Annotated in this window: 27 protein-coding genes and 1 tRNA gene; 27 read left to right on the top strand and 1 reads right to left on the bottom strand. The window is 30.8% G+C overall.

The window, feature by feature from the left end:
* Positions 1–68: 68 nt before the first annotated feature.
* The 27 genes from trxA (ABGB03_RS00535) (at position 69) to ABGB03_RS00665 (ending at position 22,091) form a co-directional block, all read left to right on the top strand.
* The gene (gene trxA / locus ABGB03_RS00535; protein WP_167606491.1) at positions 69–386 is read left to right on the top strand and encodes a thioredoxin; all 318 of its coding nucleotides are present in this window, start codon (positions 69–71) and stop codon (positions 384–386) included.
* Between the two features lie 89 nt (positions 387–475).
* Positions 476–3,052 (top strand): M1 family aminopeptidase, encoded by a 2,577-nt coding sequence (locus ABGB03_RS00540; protein ID WP_347923921.1) that lies wholly within the window; start codon positions 476–478, stop codon positions 3,050–3,052.
* On the top strand, positions 3,052–3,981 hold the full coding sequence (locus ABGB03_RS00545; RefSeq protein ID WP_347923923.1) for a DUF58 domain-containing protein: 930 nt from the start codon (positions 3,052–3,054) through the stop codon (positions 3,979–3,981). The genes ABGB03_RS00540 and ABGB03_RS00545 overlap by 1 nt, the downstream gene beginning before the upstream one ends.
* Positions 3,982–4,061: 80 nt before the next feature.
* Positions 4,062–4,135 (top strand) — tRNA-Asp (locus ABGB03_RS00550).
* A 179-nt stretch (positions 4,136–4,314) separates the two neighbouring features.
* A complete protein-coding gene (locus ABGB03_RS00555; protein ID WP_347923925.1) occupies positions 4,315–4,506 on the top strand; it encodes a hypothetical protein in 192 nt (63 codons plus the stop codon).
* 206 nt (positions 4,507–4,712) lie between these two features.
* Positions 4,713–5,432, top strand: coding sequence for a cysteine hydrolase (locus ABGB03_RS00560; protein WP_347923927.1), 720 nt, complete (start codon positions 4,713–4,715; stop codon positions 5,430–5,432).
* 23 nt (positions 5,433–5,455) lie between these two features.
* A complete protein-coding gene (locus ABGB03_RS00565) occupies positions 5,456–6,031 on the top strand; it encodes a carboxymuconolactone decarboxylase family protein (protein WP_347923929.1) in 576 nt (191 codons plus the stop codon).
* Positions 6,032–6,237: 206 nt separating this feature from the next.
* Positions 6,238–7,059, top strand: coding sequence for a helix-turn-helix transcriptional regulator (locus tag ABGB03_RS00570; protein WP_347923931.1), 822 nt, complete (start codon positions 6,238–6,240; stop codon positions 7,057–7,059).
* Positions 7,060–7,296: 237 nt separating this feature from the next.
* Complete coding sequence (gene trxA / locus ABGB03_RS00575; protein ID WP_347923933.1) at positions 7,297–7,614, top strand: thioredoxin; 318 nt, start codon at positions 7,297–7,299, stop codon at positions 7,612–7,614.
* 148 nt (positions 7,615–7,762) lie between these two features.
* Positions 7,763–8,617 carry an AraC family transcriptional regulator gene (locus tag ABGB03_RS00580; RefSeq protein WP_347923935.1) on the top strand — a complete coding sequence of 285 codons (855 nt, stop codon included), beginning with the start codon at positions 7,763–7,765 and terminating at the stop codon, positions 8,615–8,617.
* A 92-nt stretch (positions 8,618–8,709) separates the two neighbouring features.
* Positions 8,710–9,108, top strand: coding sequence for a DUF5367 family protein (locus ABGB03_RS00585; RefSeq protein ID WP_347923937.1), 399 nt, complete (start codon positions 8,710–8,712; stop codon positions 9,106–9,108).
* A 7-nt stretch (positions 9,109–9,115) separates the two neighbouring features.
* Complete coding sequence (locus tag ABGB03_RS00590) at positions 9,116–9,622, top strand: DUF1772 domain-containing protein (protein WP_347923939.1); 507 nt, start codon at positions 9,116–9,118, stop codon at positions 9,620–9,622.
* A 22-nt stretch (positions 9,623–9,644) separates the two neighbouring features.
* A complete protein-coding gene (locus tag ABGB03_RS00595) occupies positions 9,645–10,481 on the top strand; it encodes an NAD(P)H-binding protein (protein WP_347923941.1) in 837 nt (278 codons plus the stop codon).
* A gap of 23 nt (positions 10,482–10,504) precedes the next feature.
* A complete protein-coding gene (locus ABGB03_RS00600; protein WP_347923943.1) occupies positions 10,505–11,530 on the top strand; it encodes a hypothetical protein in 1,026 nt (341 codons plus the stop codon).
* Between the two features lie 6 nt (positions 11,531–11,536).
* Positions 11,537–11,881 (top strand): 5-carboxymethyl-2-hydroxymuconate Delta-isomerase, encoded by a 345-nt coding sequence (locus ABGB03_RS00605; protein ID WP_347923945.1) that lies wholly within the window; start codon positions 11,537–11,539, stop codon positions 11,879–11,881.
* 122 nt (positions 11,882–12,003) lie between these two features.
* Positions 12,004–12,450 (top strand): hypothetical protein, encoded by a 447-nt coding sequence (locus ABGB03_RS00610; protein WP_347923947.1) that lies wholly within the window; start codon positions 12,004–12,006, stop codon positions 12,448–12,450.
* A 66-nt stretch (positions 12,451–12,516) separates the two neighbouring features.
* Positions 12,517–13,446: a hypothetical protein gene (locus ABGB03_RS00615; RefSeq protein ID WP_347923949.1), complete on the top strand. Its 930-nt coding sequence runs from the start codon at positions 12,517–12,519 to the stop codon at positions 13,444–13,446.
* A gap of 168 nt (positions 13,447–13,614) precedes the next feature.
* On the top strand, positions 13,615–14,418 hold the full coding sequence (locus ABGB03_RS00620) for a nuclear transport factor 2 family protein (protein ID WP_347923950.1): 804 nt from the start codon (positions 13,615–13,617) through the stop codon (positions 14,416–14,418).
* Between the two features lie 10 nt (positions 14,419–14,428).
* Positions 14,429–15,541 (top strand): hypothetical protein, encoded by a 1,113-nt coding sequence (locus ABGB03_RS00625; RefSeq protein ID WP_347923952.1) that lies wholly within the window; start codon positions 14,429–14,431, stop codon positions 15,539–15,541.
* A gap of 40 nt (positions 15,542–15,581) precedes the next feature.
* Complete coding sequence (locus ABGB03_RS00630; protein WP_347923954.1) at positions 15,582–16,931, top strand: serine hydrolase domain-containing protein; 1,350 nt, start codon at positions 15,582–15,584, stop codon at positions 16,929–16,931.
* 162 nt (positions 16,932–17,093) lie between these two features.
* Positions 17,094–18,593 carry a serine hydrolase domain-containing protein gene (locus tag ABGB03_RS00635; RefSeq protein ID WP_347923956.1) on the top strand — a complete coding sequence of 500 codons (1,500 nt, stop codon included), beginning with the start codon at positions 17,094–17,096 and terminating at the stop codon, positions 18,591–18,593.
* An 18-nt stretch (positions 18,594–18,611) separates the two neighbouring features.
* Positions 18,612–19,016: a hypothetical protein gene (locus ABGB03_RS00640; protein ID WP_347923958.1), complete on the top strand. Its 405-nt coding sequence runs from the start codon at positions 18,612–18,614 to the stop codon at positions 19,014–19,016.
* 11 nt (positions 19,017–19,027) lie between these two features.
* The gene (locus tag ABGB03_RS00645; protein ID WP_347923959.1) at positions 19,028–19,483 is read left to right on the top strand and encodes a GNAT family N-acetyltransferase; all 456 of its coding nucleotides are present in this window, start codon (positions 19,028–19,030) and stop codon (positions 19,481–19,483) included.
* An 8-nt stretch (positions 19,484–19,491) separates the two neighbouring features.
* Positions 19,492–20,304, top strand: coding sequence for an alpha/beta fold hydrolase (locus ABGB03_RS00650; protein ID WP_347923961.1), 813 nt, complete (start codon positions 19,492–19,494; stop codon positions 20,302–20,304).
* A gap of 160 nt (positions 20,305–20,464) precedes the next feature.
* Positions 20,465–21,049: a Crp/Fnr family transcriptional regulator gene (locus ABGB03_RS00655; protein ID WP_347923962.1), complete on the top strand. Its 585-nt coding sequence runs from the start codon at positions 20,465–20,467 to the stop codon at positions 21,047–21,049.
* 94 nt (positions 21,050–21,143) lie between these two features.
* A complete protein-coding gene (locus ABGB03_RS00660) occupies positions 21,144–21,497 on the top strand; it encodes a nuclear transport factor 2 family protein (RefSeq protein ID WP_347923964.1) in 354 nt (117 codons plus the stop codon).
* A 15-nt stretch (positions 21,498–21,512) separates the two neighbouring features.
* Positions 21,513–22,091 (top strand): YceI family protein, encoded by a 579-nt coding sequence (locus ABGB03_RS00665; RefSeq protein ID WP_347923966.1) that lies wholly within the window; start codon positions 21,513–21,515, stop codon positions 22,089–22,091.
* Positions 22,092–22,337: 246 nt separating this feature from the next.
* Here the strand turns inward: ABGB03_RS00665 and ABGB03_RS00670 are convergent, their stop codons facing one another.
* Entirely contained in the window at positions 22,338–23,096 is a 759-nt protein-coding gene (locus tag ABGB03_RS00670) for a tetratricopeptide repeat protein (RefSeq protein WP_347923967.1), read from the bottom strand.
* Between the last annotated feature and the right edge of the window lie 284 nt (positions 23,097–23,380).

Below are 23,380 nucleotides of genomic sequence, written 5' to 3' on the forward strand. Positions count from 1 at the left end.
GCTTTGGCAAAATTTTTGACTAATTTTGCATATAAATTAGTAGTAATACACAATTAAATTAAAATATTATGGCATTAGAAATAACAGATGCAACGTTTGAAGAAACGGTTTTAAAAAGCGACAAGCCAGTAATGGTAGATTTTTGGGCTGCTTGGTGTGGACCATGTAGAATGGTTGGACCTATCATTGACCAAATAAGTGAAGAATATGCAGACAAGGCTGTTGTTGGAAAAGTAGATGTAGATGCAAATCAAGAATTTGCAGCGAAATATGGTGTTAGAAATATACCAACAGTTTTAGTATTTAAAGATGGAGAAGTTGTAGGAAGACAAGTTGGTGTAGCTCCAAAAAATGCTTACACAGAAGCAATAGACTCATTGTTATAAATTAATTTAACAAATAAGCTTATAGAAAAGGTTTGGCAATGCGCTAAACCTTTTCTATTTTTAGTACCTCTTACTTTTATAGTTGTATTATGAAGCAAATATGTTTAGGGCTTTTAGCCCTTTTTTTGGTAGCATGTAGTAATAATGATAAAGTTACCGAATCTGCTTTATTAGCTAAAGGTATATCGTTGGATTTAGCAGAATTTAGAGTAGAACAGCTTTCAAATATCGAGTATCATTTAACCTTTGATATTCCAGAATCGTTAGATGCACCTGTAGTTTCCAATTTAAAACTGGAAACTACCATTCAAAATTTAGAACAACCACTTATTTTAGATTTCAACGCAGACAAGTCCTTACTTTTAAGCGTTAATGCCAATGGAAACGATATTGATATTAAGCATGAAAATGAGCATTTAATAATTGATGCTACTTACTTAATAGAAGGTGAAAACATCATTGAAGTTGCTTTTAATGCTGGCGAATTATCTCTGAACAGAAATAAGGAATATTTATATACTTTACTTGTGCCAGATAGAGCAAGTACATTGTTTCCATGTTTTGACCAACCAGATTTAAAAGCAGTTTACCATTTAAATATTGCAGCACCTAAAGACTGGAACGTATTATGTGGTGCACTATTGAAAGATACTATTGAAGAAGAAAATAAAACAAAGCACATATATATTCCTACCGATAAAATGAGCACCTATTTATTCTCGTTCGTTGCAGGTGCTTTCGAGACGACTCAAAAAACTATAGATGATTTTAAAATGAATCTGTTATATCGAGAAACCGATTCGGCAAAAGTTACTGCAAGTATTCCAGAAATCTTTAGACTACATTATGAAGCAGTTAGGTTTTTAGAAGATTATGCCGATTATAAATTTCCGTTTCAAAAATTAGATTTTGCAACAATCCCAGGATTTCAATATGGAGGTATGGAGCATGTGGGCGCTATTCAATATAGAGAATCTACGTTGTTTTTAGATGAAACTGCCACAAAAAGTTCAGAGTTAGGTAGAGGGAAATTGATAGCCCACGAGGTTTCTCACATGTGGTTTGGGGATTTAGTGACCATGAAATGGTTTAACGATGTTTGGATGAAAGAAGTATTTGCCAACTTTATGGCAGATAAAATTGCCAATCCTAGTTTTCCGGAGTTTAACCACGACTTACAGTTTGTGTTGTCGCATTATTCTAGTGCATACGCCGAAGATCGTACAAAAGGTGCTACACCTATCCGTCAACATTTAGATAATTTGAAAAACGCAGGTTCTTTATATGGAAACATTATTTACAACAAAGCACCAATTATGATGCGTCAATTAGAAGCCACTATGGGAAAGCAAGCCTTTCAAGAAGGCATACAAGAGTATATAAAAACGTATGCCAATGGCAATGCCGATTGGAATGAATTAGTGTCTATTCTTGATAAGAAAACAGATATTGATATGAAAGCTTGGAGTGATGTTTGGGTAAATCAATCTGGAAGACCAATAATCACTGATAATCTAACCTATGATTCAAATAATACAATTTCTAAATTTAAAATAGTTCAAAAAGCAGAAGATAAAAGTGACAAAATATGGCCGCAACAATTTGAAATCGGACTCGTGTATACAGATTCTATACACGTGATAAACGTGGGAATGCAAAAACAAGATATCATTGTTGAAGAAGCCATTGGGTTGCCAAAACCGCTTAATATCATTTATAATTTTAATGGATTTGGATATGGAGTTTTCCCTGTTCAACAAGAAAATCTGGATGCTTTTCTAAATCTTGAAAATGAAGTTGCAAGAGGGTATGCTTACATAAACTTATATGAAAAAACATTAAATAATGATGTGTCACCAATAGTAGCTTTTAATCTATTCAAGCGTGCTATTTTAGAAGAACAAGAAGAAGTGCTAGTTCGATTGGTTTCTGGAAAATTGCAAAGTATATTCTGGATATATTTAACTCAAAGACAACGAGAAAGCGTTCAAGAAGCATTAGAAACTGATGTAAGGCAACGTTTGGAAGGAACAGAAGAATCAGGAATTAAAAAAACACTTTTCGGTCTTTATAAAGCGATTGCATATTCAAAAAAAGGACAAGGATTCTTATACAATATTTGGAATAAGACCGCAACCATTTCAAATTTAAAATTAAATAAAGACGATTACACTAATTTAGCTTCAACATTAGCCTTATATAACCATCCAGAAACACAAAATATTTTAAAAACTGCTGAAGCAGAAATTACCAACCAAGATAAGCTAGAGAGGTTTCAATTTTTATTGCCATCCTTATCAAATAATGAAGAAACTCGCGATAAGTTATTCGAATCGTTTAAAGATGCTGATAACAGAGCAAAAGAGTCTTGGGTGTTGAGAGCCTTGGGTAATATTCACCATCCATTACGTCAAGCAAGTGGTCAAAAACATTTAAAGCAGAGTTTGGAGTTGCTAGAGGAAATTCAGCTAACAGGAGATATATTTTTTCCAAAAAGATGGCTTAGTAGTACCATAGGAAGGTATAATTCAGCGTATGCAAAAGAAGTTATTGAAACGTTTTTAAGCGAAAACCCTAATTTTAGTCCTATATTAAAAAACAAATTGCTTCAAGCAGCAGATCCAATTTTTAGAGCGCAAACTATTTTTGAAAGCACCAAAGAATAATGAATTTAAGAGACGAAGTAAATAAAACATCAGGGTTTAAAAATCTAGAATTACTAGCAAAGGAAGTAGTTGAAGGCTTTATTGCAGGGATGCATAAAAGTCCGTTTCATGGGTTTTCTGCGGAATTTGCTGAACATAAAATATACAATCGTGGTGAGAGTACACGTCATATAGATTGGAAATTATTTGCAAAAACAGACAAGCTTTTTACAAAACGTTATGATGAAGAAACCAATTTACGATGTCATATTATAGTGGATAATAGTAGCTCAATGCACTATCCTGAGCTAAAGCAATTTTCAATCGATTCGTTGAACAAAATAGGTTTTTCAGCCTTAGCTGCCGCATCAATCATGCATATTTTAAAAAAGCAAAGAGATGCTGTTGGGCTAAGTATTTATAGCGATGAGTATGATTATTATTCACCAGAGAAAGGGAGTGAACGACATCATAGAATGCTGTTAGATCAGTTAGCCAATATGGTGGTTTCAAAATCTATTAAAAAAATGACTAATACTTACGAATACCTTCATCAAATAGCAGAAAAAATTCATAGACGTTCACTGATTTTTTTATTTACCGATATGTTTCAAGATGGTATTGATGAAGTGAAGCTTTTTGATGCATTAAGACATTTAAAGTATAATAAGCATGAAGTTATTTTGTTTCACGTGATGGATAAAGAAAAGGAATTCAATTTTGATTTTGATAATGCGCCTAAACGCTTTGTAGATGTAGAAACAGGCGAACATATAGACTTATACGCTGAAAATATTAAAGAGAATTATGAAAAAGCAGTTGCTAATTATTTTGAGGATATTAAACTAAAGTGTGGGCAGTATCAAATAAAATACGTTGAGGCTGATATAAATGAGAGTTTTAATAAAATACTCACTACCTATATGTTAGAACGACAAAAATTTGTTTAGGGCGATTTTATTGAAAAATTATTAAAAAACATTTGTGTTATAAAAAATGCAATGTATATTTGCAACCGCAATAATGCAACGGTTTGGTAGTTCAGTTGGTTAGAATACCTGCCTGTCACGCAGGGGGTCGCGGGTTCGAGTCCCGTCCAGACCGCAAGATTGCTAAAGCCTTAACCTAGTTGAGGCTTTTTTTAGCAATTAAAAGTAGTTGTGTTGTGTCACAGAGATGTGGCAAGTAGTCTGGAAACAGACCTTTGAGAAGCTTTTCCTTTATTGGAGAGGCTTTTTTGTTTTTACTTATATTTGAGCATGTTGGAGAGTAGGTTTAAAAAATTGGATGATAAGACTAGAAATGGAGCCCTTATTGCTGTAGTAATAGTTGTTATCACTGGTTTTATGTTTATTTTTTACACACAAAAACAGAGATTATATTATTCTCCTACCATTCAAGATGAATTCTTTATTAATGTAACCAGCAAGCACAATAAAAGAGAAGCTACCATACTAAATGATAGTACAATTTAAAAGAGAAACTAAAGATGATACAGAAGCAGTCATTTCTGAGTAATGTGGAAAAGGTAAATATGAAATAGAAAAATCCACTTAAAAACTCCAAGTTGGATTAAGGGAAAAACTGCCAACTCATCGGGAAACTCTACCTAGCAACTCCTTTCATTCTCGTTGCATCTTTGCTACATCAAATTATTTATAAACATTAATAATAAAAAAACATGAAAAAAGTAATTGTAACATTAGCACTACTTATGGGAGTTACAAGTGCATTTGCACAACTTCCAGACAATGAATTCGATATCGACAGTGTGACAGCTATTGTAATCACAGATCCACAAAACGATTTTTTAAGTCCACAAGGAGTAACTTGGGGTGTTGTTGGTGAAAGCGTGACTGCAAACAACACGGTTGAAAACTTAGAAACACTTTTTAAATTAGCTGAGGCTAATGGGATTAAAGTATTTATCTCTCCTCACTATTATTATAAACACGATCATCATTGGCAATTTGAAGGAGCCTTAGAAACATTAATGCATAACATTAATATGTTCGATCGTGATGACCAATTATCTACAGAAGGTTTTGAGGGTTCAGGAGCCGATTTCTTAGAGCGCTATAAAAAGTACATCGAAAAAGATTTTGTAACAGTTGTTGGGCCTCATAAAGTATTTGGACCAGAACAAAACGACTTAAGCTTGCAATTAAGAAAACAAAAAATCGACAAAGTTATTTTAGCTGGAATGTCTGGCAACTTATGTGTAGAAGCCCATATGAGAGAACTTATTGAGGACGGCTTTGAAGTAGCGGTAGTTGGCGATGCAACAGCATCGGCAATTATACCAGGGCATGATGGTAATGCAGCAGCTCAAACTAATTTCAGATTTATTGCAAGTCATGTATATAGTACTGAAGAACTTGTAAACAAATTAGATAAATAATATTTATTAAAACAATTGAAGATATGAGTACTATCTCAAAAATAGCTTTAGAGTTTAAAACAATTGAAACTGCAGATGCTATTTCTACCAAAATTTTGGAAGCAACAAAAAAAGGTTTGGGAATGATTCCTAACATGTACGCCACAATGGCCAACAATACAGCATTATTTGACGCGTATAGCCATTCGTATAAAACCTTTAGAGAAAATGCAGGATTTACATCTCAGGAGCAAGAAATTATTTTCTTATCTATTGCTTTTGAAAATGAATGTGACTATTGCATGTCGGCACATAGTTTTGTGGCAGATAAAATGAGTGAAGTACCAACTGAGGTTACTAACGCCATTAGAGACAACACAAAAATTAAAGATGCTAAATATAAAGCGTTAAGTACATTCAGCCGTGTGATGACTGCGAAGCGTGGAAATCCATCTCAAGAAGATATCGATGCCTTTTTAATTGCTGGTTATACTGAAAATCATATTCTAGGTGTAATTGCTGGTATAGGTGTAAAAACCATGAGTAATTATTTTAACCACGTATTTGATACTCCTGTAGATACAGCATTTTTAAGTAGAAAATGGGTGAAGCCTAATTAACAAACTAGATGTTATTATGAACATCTAGACAGATAAAGAAAGTTTAACATCTATCTAAATATTGTAGTGTTTAAGTGTTGATTAATAGCGAAAAAGTATCAATCATTTTATGGTTGATGCTTTTTTTTGCTCTGTAGTTATACATAAAGTTTAGTATCTTGGCATACAATATTTAATAACAAATCATTGCTTTTGCGTTTACGCCTATGAAATTTATAGGAAACACCAATGAATACCTACAGTTTATGACTCTTGAAAAACACGATTGTACTGTGTTTTCAGAAATTATTGAAGGGAGCCTTACAATTTTATGGTTTCAAGGTGATGCTAATGAACTGGTTATAGATGGGAAGTTATATACTTTCAATAAAAACCAAATAGTTTTTCTTACGGAGTTTCACAAGGTGGCAGTAAATCATTTAGAATCTACACGTTTCTTAAGATTCAACAGACCATTTTATTGTGTCATCGATCATGACACTGAAGTTGGCTGTAAAGGATTATTATTTTTTGGTGCATCACAATTACCAATAATAACAATTCCAGAAAAGGATCACCTTCAATTTGAGACACTTTGGACTATGTTTAGTATAGAAATGCAATCTAAAGATAACTTACAAATTGATATGTTACAAATGATGTTAAAACGTTATTTAATTTTATGCACACGCTTATTTAAGGCCCAATTTCAATATCCAGAGGAAAAGATGGAAACTGATATAGTTAGAGAATTTAACTTTTTGGTTGAACAGTATTTCAAAACAAAACATACTGTTGCTGAATATGCTGAATTATTAAACAAATCACCAAAAACCTTATCGAATATTTTCTCTAAACTAGGCTCAAAAACTCCATTGCAATACATCCAAGAACGAAAAATGCTAGAAGCTCGTCGACTTTTACGTTATACTGGTATGCAAGTTCAGGAAATTGCTTATAAAATTGGCTATGATGATATTCAGACATTTAGTCGTTTTTTTAAGAAACAAGAAGGCATATCTCCATCAGTTTTTAAAGAAACCATGTAGTTGGGAATAATTGCTAACCACTAGGGAAACCTTGCCTAACAATTAACAGGCTTAACTTCAGATCTTTGCTTCATAATAACATAACAATTATATTTTATGGAAATAGCAAAAGAAAACAAAAAGAAATCAAGTATTTCAAACTTGGATTTGATGACAAATACGAAAAGTTATTTATGGAATAATAGACGACGTAATTCTTACATCACTCAATTTAAATTTAATTAAAACAATATTGATATGAGAACTATAGAAAACAACGATGATTACAACCAATTAATTGCACTAGAAAAGCCAATACTTTTAGATTTTTACGCGGAGTGGTGTGGGCCTTGTCAGACACTATTACCAACAATAGATAAGCTATCTAAAGAATACGAAGGAAAAGTTGAAGTACAAAAAGTAAATATTGATAAAAACAGTGAATTGGCGGCTCAGTTTGGTGTTAGAAGTATTCCTGCATTATTCTTTTTAAAAAACTCGAAAATAGTAGATAGAACTAATGGTTTGCAACTTGAATCTGTATTGAGAGAAAAATTGGACGCCTTACTAGATTAATACATAGATTTAATTAGATAATCCTTAAGAAACTAATCTCAAAAGAGATTAGTTTCTTTTATGAAAAATTTAGGGTAAATGTCTTAATTTATTTGATTACTTTGTTTATATTAAAAAGAAGAAAATTATAAATTTAAAAAACGGAATCATGACTAGAGACGTTATTAATATAAATGATTTTATAATTTTAGTCGAGGAAGCCAAAGCAGAAAAAGCAACTGTTGATTCTTGTTTTTTTGACGAGCCTATTATAGCAGTAGCATTTTATGGTTCTGGTAATGTAGATTTATCTGTAAAATATGGTGATAAGCAGAAAGAATTTAGTTATACAAAAGGACTAGCACTTTCATTTTATGCCGAAGATAACGTGGAGTTTATACATACGGTTACAGCATCAAAACAGTTGGAATGTTTGGTAATTGCAACATCTATTAGTGCTATTGAAGCACTGCCTAATGATGAAGGTGAGTTGTTTAGCGAAATGCTTAATCAATTAGTAAACCCTTCTGACCATTATGTAGAAGGACCAGCATTTTATATGACTCCTGAAATGCAAACGATTGTCGATTCTATATTCAATATTCAATATGAAGGAAAAACTAAAATGATGTTTTTTAGGAGTCAAATTACAGCGTTACTCTCTCATTTTTTTGGTCAACTTGCAATAATGAAAACTGAAAAAATTAAAACTTCAGAACGTGAAAAACTAATTAAAGCAAAAACAATTCTTTCGGAAAACTTAGATAATCCTCCTTCTTTAACGGAGCTTTCAAAGGAAATTGGATTGAACACCTTCAAACTAAAAAAAGACTTTAAGGAGCTATTTGGTGTACCAGTTTTTAAATACCTTCAAAACGAACGTCTCACGACGGCACATAAATTGATGCGAAATCAGGAAGCAACTGTTCAAGAGGCTGCATGGCATGTTGGCTATGATAGTTTAAGTTCGTTCTCCAATGCTTTTGCTAAAAAATTTGGATACAGACCAAGCCAAATCAAGTAAATTACTTTTCGAACAAATCTTAATTCTTTTAAGACAAGCCATAATTTCTTCTTGGCAATAGTTTTGTCATGTAACTTTTAAATAGAAAAGACATGAAAACTAAACGAGCCATTTTAATAGGTATAGCCATATGGATTATTGCTATACTTTTTTATTCGACTTCTTATTATGTTCCCATTTTGGAAGATCCTGATTTACAGGCAAATGTTGTATTGTTTGTTGTGGTTATGCCATTAGTGTGGTTAGGTTGTACATATTATTACAAAAGTGATAGCAAAACTCATGGGTTTATAGTCGGTCAGACAATGTTGTTAACTGCTGTTGCTTTGGATGCATTAATAACTGTTCCAGTATTTGTCATTCCCAATGGAGGGAATCACTATAGTTTTTTTACATCTTTAGGATTCTGGATTATAGCTTTTGAATTTTTAATAGTAGCCACATTATACTGGTATATCCGTGAATATCCTCATAAAATTCAATTAAAATAATAAAACTATGGATTTAACTATTGAAAATATAGGGATTATTGCACTTATAGTATTAACTGGGCTATCTGCAGGATTGTGTTTCACTTGGTCTAATAGTATTACACTTGGAATTGGAAGGTTAAATGACTTTGGGTATTTAGCATCTTTTCAACAAATGAATAGAACAATATTAAATCCAATATTTTTCATTGTTTTCTTTGGGCCTTTATTTCTAGGACTAATCAACATATATGTCTTTAGTAATACATCAAACCCAATAATTGGATTATTAATCTTAGCAATAGGAATTTACCTTTTTGGAGTTTTAATGGTAACCATTTTTGGGAATGTTCCATTAAATGAAATATTGGGCAAAACAGATTTAAGTTTAGCAAGTAGTAAAGATTTAAAAAGCTTAAGAGACAAGTTTGAAGTTAAATGGAATCGTCTTCATTTAATTAGAACATTATCATCAATCATTTCTTTTATAATGTTGATAATTAGTCTTATACAAATCACAAAAAATAATATTTAAAAATAATAAATCATAAAAACGAATGGAAAATAAAAGTAGCATTTTAGTAATCGGAGGCACAGGAAAAACTGGCCGAAAAGTAGCAGGTAAACTTATGGAAGCGGGACACAACGTTAGAATTGGTTCTAGATTTGTTGACCCTATTTTTGATTGGAATGATTCTAAAACATGGGCTCGAACACTTCGAGGAATGGATAAAGTATATATAACTTTTCAACCGGATTTAGCTATCCCAGGAGCATTGGAAGCTATTGAAGAACTCACTAAAGTTGCAAAGAAAAGTAAAGTAAAGAAATTGGTACTTCTATCTGGAAAGGGTGAAAGAGAGGCAGAACTGTGTGAACAAGTAATTATTCATTCAGGAATAGATTATACCATTGTTCGTGCAAGCTGGTTCAACCAAAATTTCAGCGAGAGTTTTTTTTTAGAACCAATTTTAGAAGGCTTTGTTGCTTTACCACAAGCAGAAGCTAAAGTACCTTATGTAGATACTGATGATATTGCTGATGTAGTCGTTGAAGCATTACTGCATGAAGAACATAACGATAAAATTTATCAGCTCACAGGACAAAGACAATTAACTTTTAAAGAAGTGATACAAGAAATAGCAGAAGCATCAGGAAGAGATATTGCATTTACACCTATTGCATTGCCTGCATATACGAGTGTAATGAAGCAACAAGGTGTTGCTAATGATTTTATTTGGTTAATTGAATATTTATTCTCTGAGGTTTTAGGGAACCCTAACAATTCTGAAGTGACAAATGACATTGAAAAAGTTTTAGGAAGAAAACCGAAAGATTTCTCAGAGTATGTAAAAGAAAATGCTCAATTAGGTGTTTGGAACCCAAGTAAATAACATACAATTTTAAGTTATTTGGTATGAATAGACGTCTGTTAGGCAATATATTATTGATTTTATTATTGGTTTTAATAGGATCAGGTATCTTGATGTATTTTTTGCCTTTTAAAAAAAATGTAGCATCAGTACATACATTTTTTGCTTTGTTGTTTATGTTGGCTATCGTCTTTCATATTATCAACAATAAATTGTCTTTAAAGAATTATTTAATTGGTAAGAGACTTTCAAAGTACAAAAAACTACAAAGTCTGTTAATAATAGTTGTTGGAATTTTATTAGTGATTGGAGTTTATTTTGATTTTCCACTGTTAAATAATCTATATGCTTTTGGCAATCAAATTCGTAATGAACAACTTGGTAAAAAAGAGGTGAATTTTGATTATCAGGTTATAGATTTAAAGAAACCAGAAGGAGATAAGCTGGTTAGTGTTGAATTAAAAAAAGGAAGTGCGTTTCAATATCCATTGTTTGCAATTTGGATAGAAGATATCAATGGAAACTATATTCAAACTTTATACATTTCAAGAGTCATTTCTTCCAGCACATTTGATTTTGGAAAGAAAAAAGACGGTAAATGGGAGTCGGCTATAGTAAGAAGACCTGAAGCTCTACCTTATTGGTCTCACAAGCGTAGTGTTAAAGCTGAAGATGGGCTTTATATGCCATTAGGAAACTCTAGCGATATAGATGCGTATTCAGGAGCAACACCAACAAGTAATTTTATTATTAATTCAAAGAGTAAAATAACCAAAGGGAATTATAAGATATTAGTTGAACTAAATCAATCTTACGATTGGAATGAATATTACACAAAAGATAAATTCCCTGAGGATAAAATTTATTCTGGCTCTGGGCAAGTAGGACAACCATCATTAATTTATGAGGCAGAAGTGTCTGCTAAAGATTTTGAATCTAAAACTTATAACTTAATGGAACTTATCGGTCATGGTCACCATTCTGGAAAAGATGGAGAGTTATATAAAAACGTATCACAAATAACAACTGCAAAACAGATTGCAGATAGAATAATTACAGTTATTAAATAAAAAAATATGCCACACTTTATAATAGACTGCTCAGAAAATATTATTACATTAAAATCTCCAAATGAGATTATGAAAAAAGTTTACGACATAGCAGAATCGACTAATCTTTTTGATAAAGGAGATATTAAGGTAAGAATAAATCCTTTTGAGTATTATAATATAGGAAATTCGAAAGATGATTTCATTCACGTTTTTGCTAATATTATGGAGGGAAGGACGATCTCACAAAAAGCAAAACTTTCAAAATTAATAATAACAGAACTTAAGATAATGTGTCCAAATGTTCCAATTATTTCTATAAATATTAGGGATTTTGAGAAAGCAACGTATTGCAACAAATCGATGGTTTAAACCTAAAAAATATTTAGAATCCTTTTAGAACAAATCTTATTGCTTTTCGAACAAAATATATTAAGCATTGTAGTTCATCTTTGTGTCATAGACTATTTTATATTGGATTTTAAATCATAAAAATGAAATACATAAAAGCATACTTATTACTAATTAATTGTCTAATCATAAGTAATGCCGCTGCTCAGGTAACTGAGACAAATTATACTATAGGAAAACAGCTTTTTATAAAATCAGAAGTCTTAAATGAAGATAGGCAGCTGTTAGTTTCTCTTCCTGTGAATTACGATAGAAACATTCATGATTACCCAGTGATTTATGTAATGGATGCCGAATTTTTATTTGACTTGACGCAGTCCATTGTAAAAATAAGGGCAGAAAGAAATTATATGCCTCGCAGCATTATTGTAGGAATTACTAATAATACTGGTAAAAGAAATGACATGGCACTTATTTTAAAAAATAAAGAAGGGCGTGAGTTTTTTGGGGGCTATGGAGGTAAGTCTAAAGAACATGTAGCATTTAAATGGATAGACACTTCAACTAGGGTGTTATTACAAGTTGATTAAAATAGGGTTATAAGTATCAGTATATAAGTAACGGTTATACAATAGTTAACAAACATTTTAACAGTAATGAATAAATTTTTATCGATTTTATTAATCATTGTAACATTTTTTAGTTGTAAGAACAACACTATTTCATATTTCGACCAAGAACCTCCTTCTACAATTCCTAAATTATTTGCTCCATCAATTGTTAATACAGACAATGTCGAACTTAATGTAGTTTTTAATTATGACAATACAGAAATGTTCTTTTCAAGAATTGTGGACAACAGTTTTGTTATTCACCATTCTGAATTAATTAATGGCAAGTGGTCTGATATTAAACCCATTAAAATGTATGAAGATAATGTCTTAGTTTCAGTTGCTTGTGACCCCACAATTACCAAAGATGGAAAGACTATGTATTTTCTCGGTGTAGACCCTAAGCTTTATAAAAATAATGTTACCCGAGAAGAACTTTACACGATACCACCAGACATTTATAAGAGTAAAAAAGTGAACGGTAAATGGGAATTAGCCTCTAAAGTGGATTTTTTGGTTTCCACCGAATATTTAGAAACCTATCCTGTTGTTACAGCGGATGGGAGTTTATATTTTCGCTCAAATAGACCAAATGACGAAGGAGGAATGAACACATATCGTGCACAATATTTAGGAAATGAAAAATTTGAAACACCTGTTATCGTAAACACTAAGACAAAGAAAAAGGAACTAATAACCTATGTTTCACCAGATGAGCGGTATGCCATTACTAATGGACAAGGTGAATTTCAAATAACGTTTAATGATAATGGTGAATGGACAAAACCGAAAGAAATACCATTAAAATATGAAAGTAGCTGGCGCTATTATTGTCCGTATATGTCTTCTGACGGAAAATATTTTATCTATTCCAGAAGATATAATAACCCTGAAAAAAAAGGATGGGCAGGTGTTGAAAAAGGAGAAGTTTATTGGGTAAACGCTGATGTACTCTTCAATGCAAAAATAGAATAAAACATTTGCTAACAATGTGAATAAGTAATAGCGGTTTAAGCAATAAAGCGAAAGTATAAACATAAAACAAAGGTCAGTGCAAAACCGAAAGGTTCGTGAGAAGAAATCTGCTACTATCATACACGAGACCGTTAGTAACAAGAAAAACAATAAACAAAAACAATAAACATGAAAAAAGCATTAATAATATTTTTAGCATTTAATTTTATTTTAATATTAAAACTAAATGCACAAACAGAAGTAGAGCAAATTAATTCTACTGTGATGAAATATATAGAGGGTACAGCAAATGGCAATCCTGACGAAGTACGAGAAGCATTTCATAAAGATTTTAATCTATTTATAGTACAGGGAGACACATTAAGGGTTATAGATGGAAATGGTTATATTGAAAGAGTTGAAAAGGGGAAAAAATATAACAGAATAGGACGAATCATATCTATTGATTATGAAAACGATGCCGCTTCTGTAAAAGTTGAAGTTTATTTTCCTGACACAAAAAGAATAGCAACGGATTATCTTTTGCTTCTAAAAATAAAAGGGCAGTGGAAAATATTACACAAGATTATAAACCTTAAAAATTATCATAAAGTAGAAGATTTAGTTTCTATTGAAAAAGAGGGGTTAGAAGAAATCAAAGAAACCTTGTCAAACTACATTGTCGGAACAGCAAACGGAGAACCCAATAAATTAAGAAAGGCATTTCACCAAGATTTCAATTTATACTATATAAAAGATGACAATCTGAGTATCATTCCAGGAAATCAATACATCGGTAATTTTAAAGAGGGCAAGAAAAACAATCGAATAGGGAATGTTTTATCTTTAGATTATGAAAATAATGCAGGTCTTGCCAAATTGCAAATTATAATGCCAGACAGTAATAGGATTGCAATTGATTATTTATTGTTATTGAAAATAAAAAATGAATGGAAAATAATTCATAAATCCTTCACATCTAAAAGCTATTAAAATTAAAATTATGAAGAGATTAAAATCAAGTTATCAATCATTGAAGAAACAGTTTAGTACTCTACTATTTTTTACCATTATAGTCTTCTCTTGTAAATCTGAAACAGAAGTCTATGTTTGCACGCCTTGTAATTTATCATGTGATGAATTAATCTTCACAAAACTAGGAACCTGCCCACATTGTGGTATGGATTTAATAAAGAAAAGTGAGTTATTTCTAAATGAAAACCAAACTGTAATTGATGTTGAAATTCAAACTGGTTCAGGGTCTTTTTTTATAGAAGGTGGCGTGGGAAATGAAGAAAAACCCATTGAAGTGCATTATCATAGACCTGATAGTTTTACACAAGATTCTGAAATCTTACTGTTAATTCCTGGGGCTGGAAGAAATGGAAATACATATAGAGATTCTTGGATAGAGGAGTCAGAAAAAAAGAGTATTCTAATTTTATCTCCAATGTATTCCGAAAAGCATTACAGTTTTGATGCATACCATTTAGGAGGTTTAATAAAAAACTCTAACCTATACGATTGTATAGAAAGAGTAGAAGGAACTAATAAAATTAAACTTAATGAAGAAAAACTAAAATTTGATTCAAATTCTAATACAAGCGAATGGCTTTTCAATGATTTTGATCGCATATTTGATATCGCTGTTGAAACATTAAACTCTAACCAAACTACATATAATCTTTTTGGACATTCTGCAGGAGGACATATTTTACATAGGTTTGCACTCTTTCAAGAGTACACAAAAGCTAATAACATTTTAGCTTCTAATGCAAGTTTCTATACGCTGCCAAATTTTGATAACCCATATCCTTTTGGATTAAAAAACACACCAATTGATGAAGTCTCACTAAAAAATGCTTTTAAGAAGAGGTTAGTAGTATTTCTTGGAGAGGAGGATAACGAAAATGAAACAGGAGGGAGTTTTTTGCAATCAAAAAGTGCAGATGAACAGGGACATCATAGATTAGAAAGAGGAAAATTCTTTTTTAAACAGGCCAAAGAAATGGCAAAAAGATTAAATACAGAATTTAATTGGGAACTTAAAACAGTTCCAGGAGTTGGTCACGATTATAAAAATATGGGACTAGCTGCTTCAAACTATTTATATTAACAATCAAAATCAATCAAAATCAATCAAAATCAATCAAAAAATGAAAAAAACAATTCTATTAACAGTAGCATTAATCGCACTACTATTTTCTTGTACAGAAAACAAAAAATCAGTTCATTCAATAAATGAACAAACACCTAATAACTATCAAGTTAAAATCGACAGCCTATTAAAGACTTATGATAAAAATGATGAATTTATGGGAAGTATTATACTAACTCAAAATGAGAAAACAGTGTATGAAAACACTGTTGGTTTTAGTGACATTAAATCAAAAAAGAAAGCGAGTTCTAACACAAAATACCGTATAGGTTCTGTTACTAAATCATTTACAGCGACACTAATTTTTAAGGCCATTGAAGAAAATAAGTTAGATATAAACAAAACTATAGAAAGCTATTTTCCGAATGTAAAAAACGCAAACAAGATTACCATTGCTCAGTTATTACAACACAGAAGCGGTATTCACAGTTTTACTAATGATAAATGGTTTTTTGACAATCGTACTAAGCATATATCCTCTGAAGATATGTTATCCAAAATTTCAAAGTATGAAAGTGACTTTGAACCAAATACAAAAGGAGAGTATAGTAATTCTAATTATTTTTTATTGGCGTTAATTCTTGAGGAAACGTATAACACTTCTTATGAAAACCTTTTGCAAGAGAAAATCTGTAAACCACTTAACTTAAATAATACATATTCAGGAAAAGAAATAGATATAAATGATAATGAATCGTATTCTTATAACTATGATGAAAAATGGACTGAATTTCCTGAGACTGATTTGTCTACTGCTACAGGAACTGGCTCAATAGTTTCAACACCAAAAGATTTAAATAGTTTTTTTGAAGGCTTGCTTACTGGAAAAATACTTTCAGCAGAAAGTCTAACTTTAATGAAAACTATAAAAGATAGGTATGGCATGGGACTTTTTAGGTATACAACTAATGATAGACAGGGATTTGGGCATCGAGGACGTATTGATGAATTTAGAGCGACTTCAATCTATTTTTCTAAGGAGAATTTATCTTTTACATTAGTTTCAAACGGTTCGAAAATAGATATTAACGAAATATATACTGAAATACTAAAATTGTTTCTAGGAGATGCACCTGTAGCAATATCAGAAGATGAGTTGAAGAAATTTGTTGGTGTTTATGTTTCTCAAAGTGATCCAAACGATAAGTCTGTATTTATACAAGAAAATAATACTTTAATTAATTTTATAAAAAACGAATTTAAGGCTCCTTTAATTTATAAAGGAGAGAATCGGTTTGTTTTAGAGCAAATGTACGCAGAGTCTATATCATTCATTTTTTCAGAAGATGGTAAACAGGTTACGCTAGAACAAGGGGGAGATAAGGGTAGTCCTCGAAATAAAGAATAACAATGCTGATTTAAATTGTAGTGATGACTAAAGAAGAACGGCAAAAAATAATTGATATTAGCTCATAATAGCTGATTTTTTTAAAAAATCCTTTTCGAACAAATTGTATTTCATTTAGAACAAATAGATACAAATGATGAGTAATATAATTCAATCAAGATCATGAAAAAAAGACGATTTTTCACCCTCGTTTTTATCCAAATAGTAATAGGAATCAGCACCTTATTTGGGCAAGAGATGAACAATAATGAGCTTAAAGCTAAAATTGACACCTATTTAAATAATAGTGTAACTAATGGCTATTCAGCATCCGTCTTAGTTGCTAAAAAAGGAGAGGTTATTTTATCAAAAGGCTATGGTTGGTCTAATAGAAAAAATAAGATTATCAATACGCCTTCATCAGTTTTTAATATTGGTTCGGTAACTAAACAATTTACTGCTGCAGCTATTTTAAAGCTTTCAGAACAAGGGAAATTGAAAACTTCAGACAGAATAAGTCAATACTACAGTCAAGTGCCTGATGATAAAAAAGACATAACCATTCATCAGCTACTTACGCATACATCAGGCGTTTCACCAAGAACTGGTGGATTTAGATATGATGAAGCTAGTAAGGAACAGTTTTTAAAAGAATTTTTTGAAGCAGAGCTACAATCAAAACCAGGAACAAATCATAGATATGCCAATGCAAACTATATCATGCTTACAGCTATTATTGAATTAATTTCTAATCAGGATTATACCTCTTTTTTACAAGAAAATTTTTGGAAGCCTTTAAAAATGAATCATACAGGCTATAAAAGTATTTCCTTTAATAGTGAGCAACTTGCACATGGATATTATTTTAATTATACAGATGGAGTATGGAAGGATTGGGGAATAACACAGGAACATCTTCCTTATAATGATAAGCATTGGTACAGTATTGGAAAGGGAGATATTTATTCAACTACAGAAGATCTTTATAAATGGCATATGGCTTTGCAAAACAACAAGGTTTTAAGTAAGAAATCATTAAAAATGATTGAAACACCCCATGTTGCAGAAAATGACAAAGAATCATCACATTATGGTTATGGGTGGGCAATATTTAAGAGTAAAAGAGGAACAAAAATTGTAACACATAATGGAAGTAATGGTATTTATTTCTCCAATTTCATCAGGCATGTTGAAGACGATTTAGTAGTTATTGTATTGTCAAATACTATTTTAAATAGAGACTCTGAAGATGTATCCTGGAATATTGGAAGAATGGTTTTTGATTCTAATTATACACCAAAACCTGTTACAAAATTATCCTATGAATTGGTCTATGATTTCATGAGGACAAACAAATTAGAAAAAGCTAATAAGTTGCCTGCTTTTTTAAATAAGAATTTAAATTTAAAATTTAGTGATAAAGCTGTATTCAACCGAATTGGCTTCAAGCTTATAGCAAAAGAAAAAGATGCTGGTTGGGGATTGGAGCTATTAAAATTAAATGTAGTATTATTTCCAAATGATGGCAATCTTTACGATTCTCTTGGTGAAGGGTATTTTAATTATAACCAAAAAGAAAATGCGATCAAAGCTTTTGGTAAAGCTTTGGAATTAAAACCAATGGATAATTGTCATTGGTGCAAGAATTCTAATAATAAACTTAATAAACTAAAAAATAAATAAATATTAAAGTATCTAGAAATGAAAAAATCAATAATCACATTTAGTATTATTCTTTATGCAGTGATAGTTCCTTTTTTAGAAATTAATGCAACACATGTTTTTAACCCAGATTGGACACCTCATGTTAGAATCCATGAAGTTTGGCAATTAATCACTAATTCAAGTATTGGACTGTTATGCTTATGGTTAGTTTGGGTTAAAAAAGAAACTAAAATCAGTGCCTTGTTGAGCTTGCTCATAACAGGGGGATTCTTATTATCGTTCATTTTGAAAGATTCCTATGGAGGTTCAATGAAGTACTTAGATGGAAGTGAAAAAACATTGTTGGGAATTAATATAGGTGTTTTAGGATTTGGAATAGCTTTTTTATTGCTAGTGTTTACACTTATAACCAAATCAACAAAATCAAAAATTAATGTATAAATAGTAATATCATGATATTTAGAAAAGCAACAAAAAAAGATGTTATTTCAATTGTAGAAATGATTGCAGATGATGAGCTAGGAAAAACAAGAGAGAATTTTCAAAAACCGCTTCCTAAAGAATACTATAGCGCATTTGAAAGCATAAAAAATGATAATAACCAAGAACTAATAGTTATAGAAGATGATGCGTTGAAGATTGTAGGCACTATGCAATTATCATTCATTCAGTATTTAACCTATCAAGGAGGCATAAGAGCACAAATTGAAGCTGTAAGAATACACAAAGATCAAAGAGGCACAGGTTTAGGCACCAAAATGTTTGAATGGGCTATTGAAAGAGTAAAAGCAAGAAACGCTCATGTTTTGCAATTAACTACTGATAAAAAAAGACCTAAGACCTTAAGTTTTTATAAGAAATTGGGATTCATAGATTCTCATGAAGGAATGAAATTACATTTTAATTAATATATAAAATGACAAAGTATCTTCAATATGTTTTTCCAAGTTTAGTTGCAAGGAAAATTTATAATCACATGTCTCATCCAAGTGGGCGCAAGTTAATTAAGCATGAAGAATTAATGCTAAATTATGCTGACAAAGAGTTTTTTGAATATAAAGGGTTTTCATTAGTGCGTTATGAATGGGAAAAAGAGAATAGTAAAACAGCTTTTCTTGTTCATGGATGGGAAGGACAAACAGGTAATTTTGCATCCTTAATCCCTGTTTTATTAAAAGCTGATTATAGAGTTATTTCCATCGATGCACCTTCACATGGCAAAAGCTCAATTGGAACAACTACAATGTTTGAGTTTGCAGATATCTTAAAACATCATTTTAACCAAGAAAAGCCAGATTTAATAATTAGCCATTCCTTTGGAAGTGTTAATGTGGCAAGAGTATTAAGGTTGTGTCCAGATATTAATCTTAAGCTATGGCTAATGGTTACAACTCCAAATAATTTTAAAAGTCGAATTGACGAAATAGCTACAAAATTTAACTTAAACCATAGTGTCACAGGAAAATTAATATCTAAAATCGAGGAAGATGTTAACGAAAGCATCGAGAATCTAAATATGGTAACTTATTGTAGCGAACTTTTTAATGTGAAAAAAGCAGTGATTGTTCATTCAAAATCAGATAAAGTATTACCTATTGAAGGAGCTAGAGAAGTTAATCAATCCTTTATGCAAAGTGAAATTATTGAACTTGAAAATAAAGGTCATTATTCAATTTTATGGTCGGATGAGTTAAAGTTTATTTTAGAGGGTCTATTATCAATAAAATGATTTACATATTAAGGAAGAATAAATTAACTTTAAGTTGCATCAGAACTTTACTTATCTCAATATAAATAGTTGTAATGGTCTGCAGTTAAGTAATATTGTTTAAATTATAATGGTAGAGTAAATAGTGTTTGATAATAGATGATACCAAAAATGATAGCCTATGGATACTAAGCCTTTTTTAGATTACATAAAGAACTTTATCAAATTAACTGATGAAGAAGAAACTATTCTACTTTCCAAAACAGTCCATAGAAAGTATCTCAAAGATCAATACATAGTTCAGCAAGGTGATATCTGCAAAAGTGTCAATTTTATTATGTCTGGATGTACAAAAACATTTTATATGGATATAGAAGGTCAAGAACATATAGTAATGTTCTCCATTGAAGATTGGTGGACTTCTGATTTAGGTAGTTTTATAACTCAAACTCCAGCCGATTTTAACGTTCAATGTATAGAAAGCACACAACTTATTCAATTCACTTATAATAATCTAGAAGCCTTATATATAGAAATACCTAAACTGGAACGTCTTTTTAGAAAGATTGTAGAACGTGCTTTTGTGGCTTCACAAAAAAGAATTATTAGAAATTTTAGTCTTACTGCGAAAGAACGCTATCAAATTTTCAAAAAGACATATCCGAAAATTGAGCAGCGAGTCCCTCAATATATGATTGCTTCATATCTTGGCATTACTAAAGAGTTTTTAAGTAAAATTAAAAGCCAACTCATTCACGACCAATAGATGTTAATCTAGATTAACATCATTTCATAATCTACTTCATTTCTTAAAATTTTAATGTTTGTGACATTTGTACCATAATATTAAAACATATAAAATGAACACATTATTAGAAAAAATTAGTAGAATTAATGACATGATTCTTCAAGGAAAAGCCTTAGAAGCTTTTGATCAATTCTATCATGACGATGTCATAATGCAAGAAAATGATAATCCAATTATCGAAGGAAAAGCAGCCAATAGACAACGTGAAGAAGATTTTTTTGGAGCAATTACAGAATTTAGAGGTGCTCAACCTTTAAAAGTAACTATTGGAGAAAACACAACAATGGTAGAATGGCACTTTGACTACACTCACAAAGATTGGGGAGTTAAAAATTACACGCAAGTTGCAGTACAAGACTGGAAAGACGGAAAAATAATTAAGGAAAAATTTTACTATGGAGCATAATTTAAAATAATAAAAATGAAAAATTCAATTAAAAATTTAGCAGCTATTGCGATTGTTGCTTTTATGACATTTTCTTTTACGTCAGTAGAAGGAGATAGAAAAGAAATAAAAACAGAAAACAGTAAAGTAGTATGGAAAGGATATAAAGTTACTGGGTCTCATCAAGGTGTAATTTCCATTGAATCTGGACAACTAACCTTTAATGAAGATAAACTAACTGGTGGTGATTTTACTATAGATATGTCTACGATCGCAAATACAGATTTAGAAGGTGAATACAAAAAAAAATTAGAGGGTCATTTAAAATCTGATGATTTCTTTGGAATAAATAATTTTCCGACAGCGACTCTAGTTTTTACCAAAGTTAAATCAACTGGGAAAAACTCCTATGAAGTGACAGGAGACATAACTATTAAAGGAAAAACAGATACAGTTACTTTTGATATTTCTATTTATGGAAACAAAGCAAATGCATCGCTAAAAATTGATAGGACAAAATTCGATGTAAGATATGGTTCAACAAGTTTCTTTGATGGATTAAAAGACAAAGCCATTTACGATGATTTTGACCTCGTTGCAGATTTAGAATTTTAATACAAACCTTGTATAATCAAATATATAACAAAAATATAAAGCCTTGTCCAGACCGCAAGATTACTAAAAGCCTTAACCTAGTTGAGGCTTTTTTTAGCAATTAAAAGTAGTTGTGTTGTGTCACAGAGATGTGGCAAGTAGTCTGGAAACAGACCTTTGAGAAGCTTTTCCTTTATTGGAGAGGCTTTTTTGTTTTTGTGAGGGTTAAAATTTAGACAGTACCAGAGTACAGCTTTTTATAAAACTTTAATCTTGTTTCTTGCTAAAAGCTTCTACAAACCGTTTTGCCTTACTATTGTTGTCATTATATTCTAAGGTTTTTTTAAAATTATTAAAAGCCTGTAAGCTATCGCCTTTTGCCAAATAAGCATCTGCTAAACTATCATACACATTAGCGCTTTCAGGAAATAAAACGACATTCATTTTAAAAACTTCAACAGCATTTTCATAGTCTTTGTCACGCAATAATTTATATCCAAGACTATTGAAATTGCCTTCATCTATTAAAGTACTTGTTGAATCTTGTTCTTTAATCTCTAAATAACCAGTTAGGGCTTCTTTGTAATTACCATTTTTTAAATGCATACTTGGTGTTTTGTATGTGTCATCAACTTTTAAATAGTCATAAGAAATGACATCCTCATTCTCTTCAGATATTACAGATAAATAACGCTCTTTTGTTTCTGGATGCTGAACAAAATGAAGCTTCTTATATATATCTGCTATAAAAAATGTGTTGTTATCTAAAACTACTGGTTCAATTATTTTGTATTCTCCCCAGTTTAAAAATAGTTTTTTGTTTTCATAAAAAACATCAATAACATTCTCTTGATTATATAAATAGCGTCCAGAAGTTTGCTCCATATACTCTGCAGAATAATCTATGTTTTTAGAACAGCTTGAAACAAAAGCTATGGTAAATAATACCAAGAATGATGTTTTAGTAATAGTTATAATACTTTTATTGCTACTTTGGAGTTTATGATTTTTCTTTAAAAAGTTCATTTTAGTTTAGATTGATTAGATAAAATATAAGCAAAAAAGACTCATTATTAATGAGACGATTTTTTTTATTATCTGTTACTATTTTATTAGTAAAGTAAGTTATTTTTTTTACGTCATCTAAATTTTTTAAACAAGTGTGATATTAGAAAGTTATGAATGTAAATAATTGATAAATAGTTTTTTTAAAAATAATTTTATTTGTTGGAAAAGCTTTTTATTTTAATAATAAAAATTTTAAAATGTATAAAAATAAAAGGGTTGCCAATTTTAGCAACCCTTCTTTG

Origin of the sequence: Pontimicrobium sp. SW4, from assembly GCF_039954625.1 — a bacterium.
Lineage (GTDB): Bacteria > Bacteroidota > Bacteroidia > Flavobacteriales > Flavobacteriaceae > Pontimicrobium.

Excerpts from the sequence above, each read along its gene's own strand:
- ABGB03_RS00665 (WP_347923966.1), top strand. The coding sequence starts at position 21,513 with ATGAAAAATTCAATTAAAAATTTAGCAGCTATTGCGATTGTTGCTTTT.
- ABGB03_RS00600 (WP_347923943.1), top strand. The coding sequence starts at position 10,505 with ATGAATAGACGTCTGTTAGGCAATATATTATTGATTTTATTATTGGTT.
- ABGB03_RS00620 (WP_347923950.1), top strand. The coding sequence starts at position 13,615 with ATGAAAAAAGCATTAATAATATTTTTAGCATTTAATTTTATTTTAATA.
- ABGB03_RS00565 (WP_347923929.1), top strand. The coding sequence starts at position 5,456 with ATGAGTACTATCTCAAAAATAGCTTTAGAGTTTAAAACAATTGAAACT.
- ABGB03_RS00615 (WP_347923949.1), top strand. The coding sequence starts at position 12,517 with ATGAATAAATTTTTATCGATTTTATTAATCATTGTAACATTTTTTAGT.
- ABGB03_RS00580 (WP_347923935.1), top strand. The coding sequence starts at position 7,763 with ATGACTAGAGACGTTATTAATATAAATGATTTTATAATTTTAGTCGAG.
- ABGB03_RS00625 (WP_347923952.1), top strand. The coding sequence starts at position 14,429 with ATGAAGAGATTAAAATCAAGTTATCAATCATTGAAGAAACAGTTTAGT.
- ABGB03_RS00630 (WP_347923954.1), top strand. The coding sequence starts at position 15,582 with ATGAAAAAAACAATTCTATTAACAGTAGCATTAATCGCACTACTATTT.
- ABGB03_RS00645 (WP_347923959.1), top strand. The coding sequence starts at position 19,028 with ATGATATTTAGAAAAGCAACAAAAAAAGATGTTATTTCAATTGTAGAA.
- ABGB03_RS00640 (WP_347923958.1), top strand. The coding sequence starts at position 18,612 with ATGAAAAAATCAATAATCACATTTAGTATTATTCTTTATGCAGTGATA.
- ABGB03_RS00660 (WP_347923964.1), top strand. The coding sequence starts at position 21,144 with ATGAACACATTATTAGAAAAAATTAGTAGAATTAATGACATGATTCTT.
- ABGB03_RS00635 (WP_347923956.1), top strand. The coding sequence starts at position 17,094 with ATGAAAAAAAGACGATTTTTCACCCTCGTTTTTATCCAAATAGTAATA.
- ABGB03_RS00590 (WP_347923939.1), top strand. The coding sequence starts at position 9,116 with ATGGATTTAACTATTGAAAATATAGGGATTATTGCACTTATAGTATTA.
- ABGB03_RS00610 (WP_347923947.1), top strand. The coding sequence starts at position 12,004 with ATGAAATACATAAAAGCATACTTATTACTAATTAATTGTCTAATCATA.
- ABGB03_RS00670 (WP_347923967.1), bottom strand. The coding sequence starts at position 23,096 with ATGAACTTTTTAAAGAAAAATCATAAACTCCAAAGTAGCAATAAAAGT.
- ABGB03_RS00570 (WP_347923931.1), top strand. The coding sequence starts at position 6,238 with ATGAAATTTATAGGAAACACCAATGAATACCTACAGTTTATGACTCTT.
- trxA (WP_167606491.1), top strand. The coding sequence starts at position 69 with ATGGCATTAGAAATAACAGATGCAACGTTTGAAGAAACGGTTTTAAAA.
- ABGB03_RS00560 (WP_347923927.1), top strand. The coding sequence starts at position 4,713 with ATGAAAAAAGTAATTGTAACATTAGCACTACTTATGGGAGTTACAAGT.
- ABGB03_RS00540 (WP_347923921.1), top strand. The coding sequence starts at position 476 with ATGAAGCAAATATGTTTAGGGCTTTTAGCCCTTTTTTTGGTAGCATGT.
- ABGB03_RS00655 (WP_347923962.1), top strand. The coding sequence starts at position 20,465 with ATGGATACTAAGCCTTTTTTAGATTACATAAAGAACTTTATCAAATTA.
- ABGB03_RS00650 (WP_347923961.1), top strand. The coding sequence starts at position 19,492 with ATGACAAAGTATCTTCAATATGTTTTTCCAAGTTTAGTTGCAAGGAAA.
- trxA (WP_347923933.1), top strand. The coding sequence starts at position 7,297 with ATGAGAACTATAGAAAACAACGATGATTACAACCAATTAATTGCACTA.
- ABGB03_RS00585 (WP_347923937.1), top strand. The coding sequence starts at position 8,710 with ATGAAAACTAAACGAGCCATTTTAATAGGTATAGCCATATGGATTATT.
- ABGB03_RS00595 (WP_347923941.1), top strand. The coding sequence starts at position 9,645 with ATGGAAAATAAAAGTAGCATTTTAGTAATCGGAGGCACAGGAAAAACT.
- ABGB03_RS00605 (WP_347923945.1), top strand. The coding sequence starts at position 11,537 with ATGCCACACTTTATAATAGACTGCTCAGAAAATATTATTACATTAAAA.
- ABGB03_RS00545 (WP_347923923.1), top strand. The coding sequence starts at position 3,052 with ATGAATTTAAGAGACGAAGTAAATAAAACATCAGGGTTTAAAAATCTA.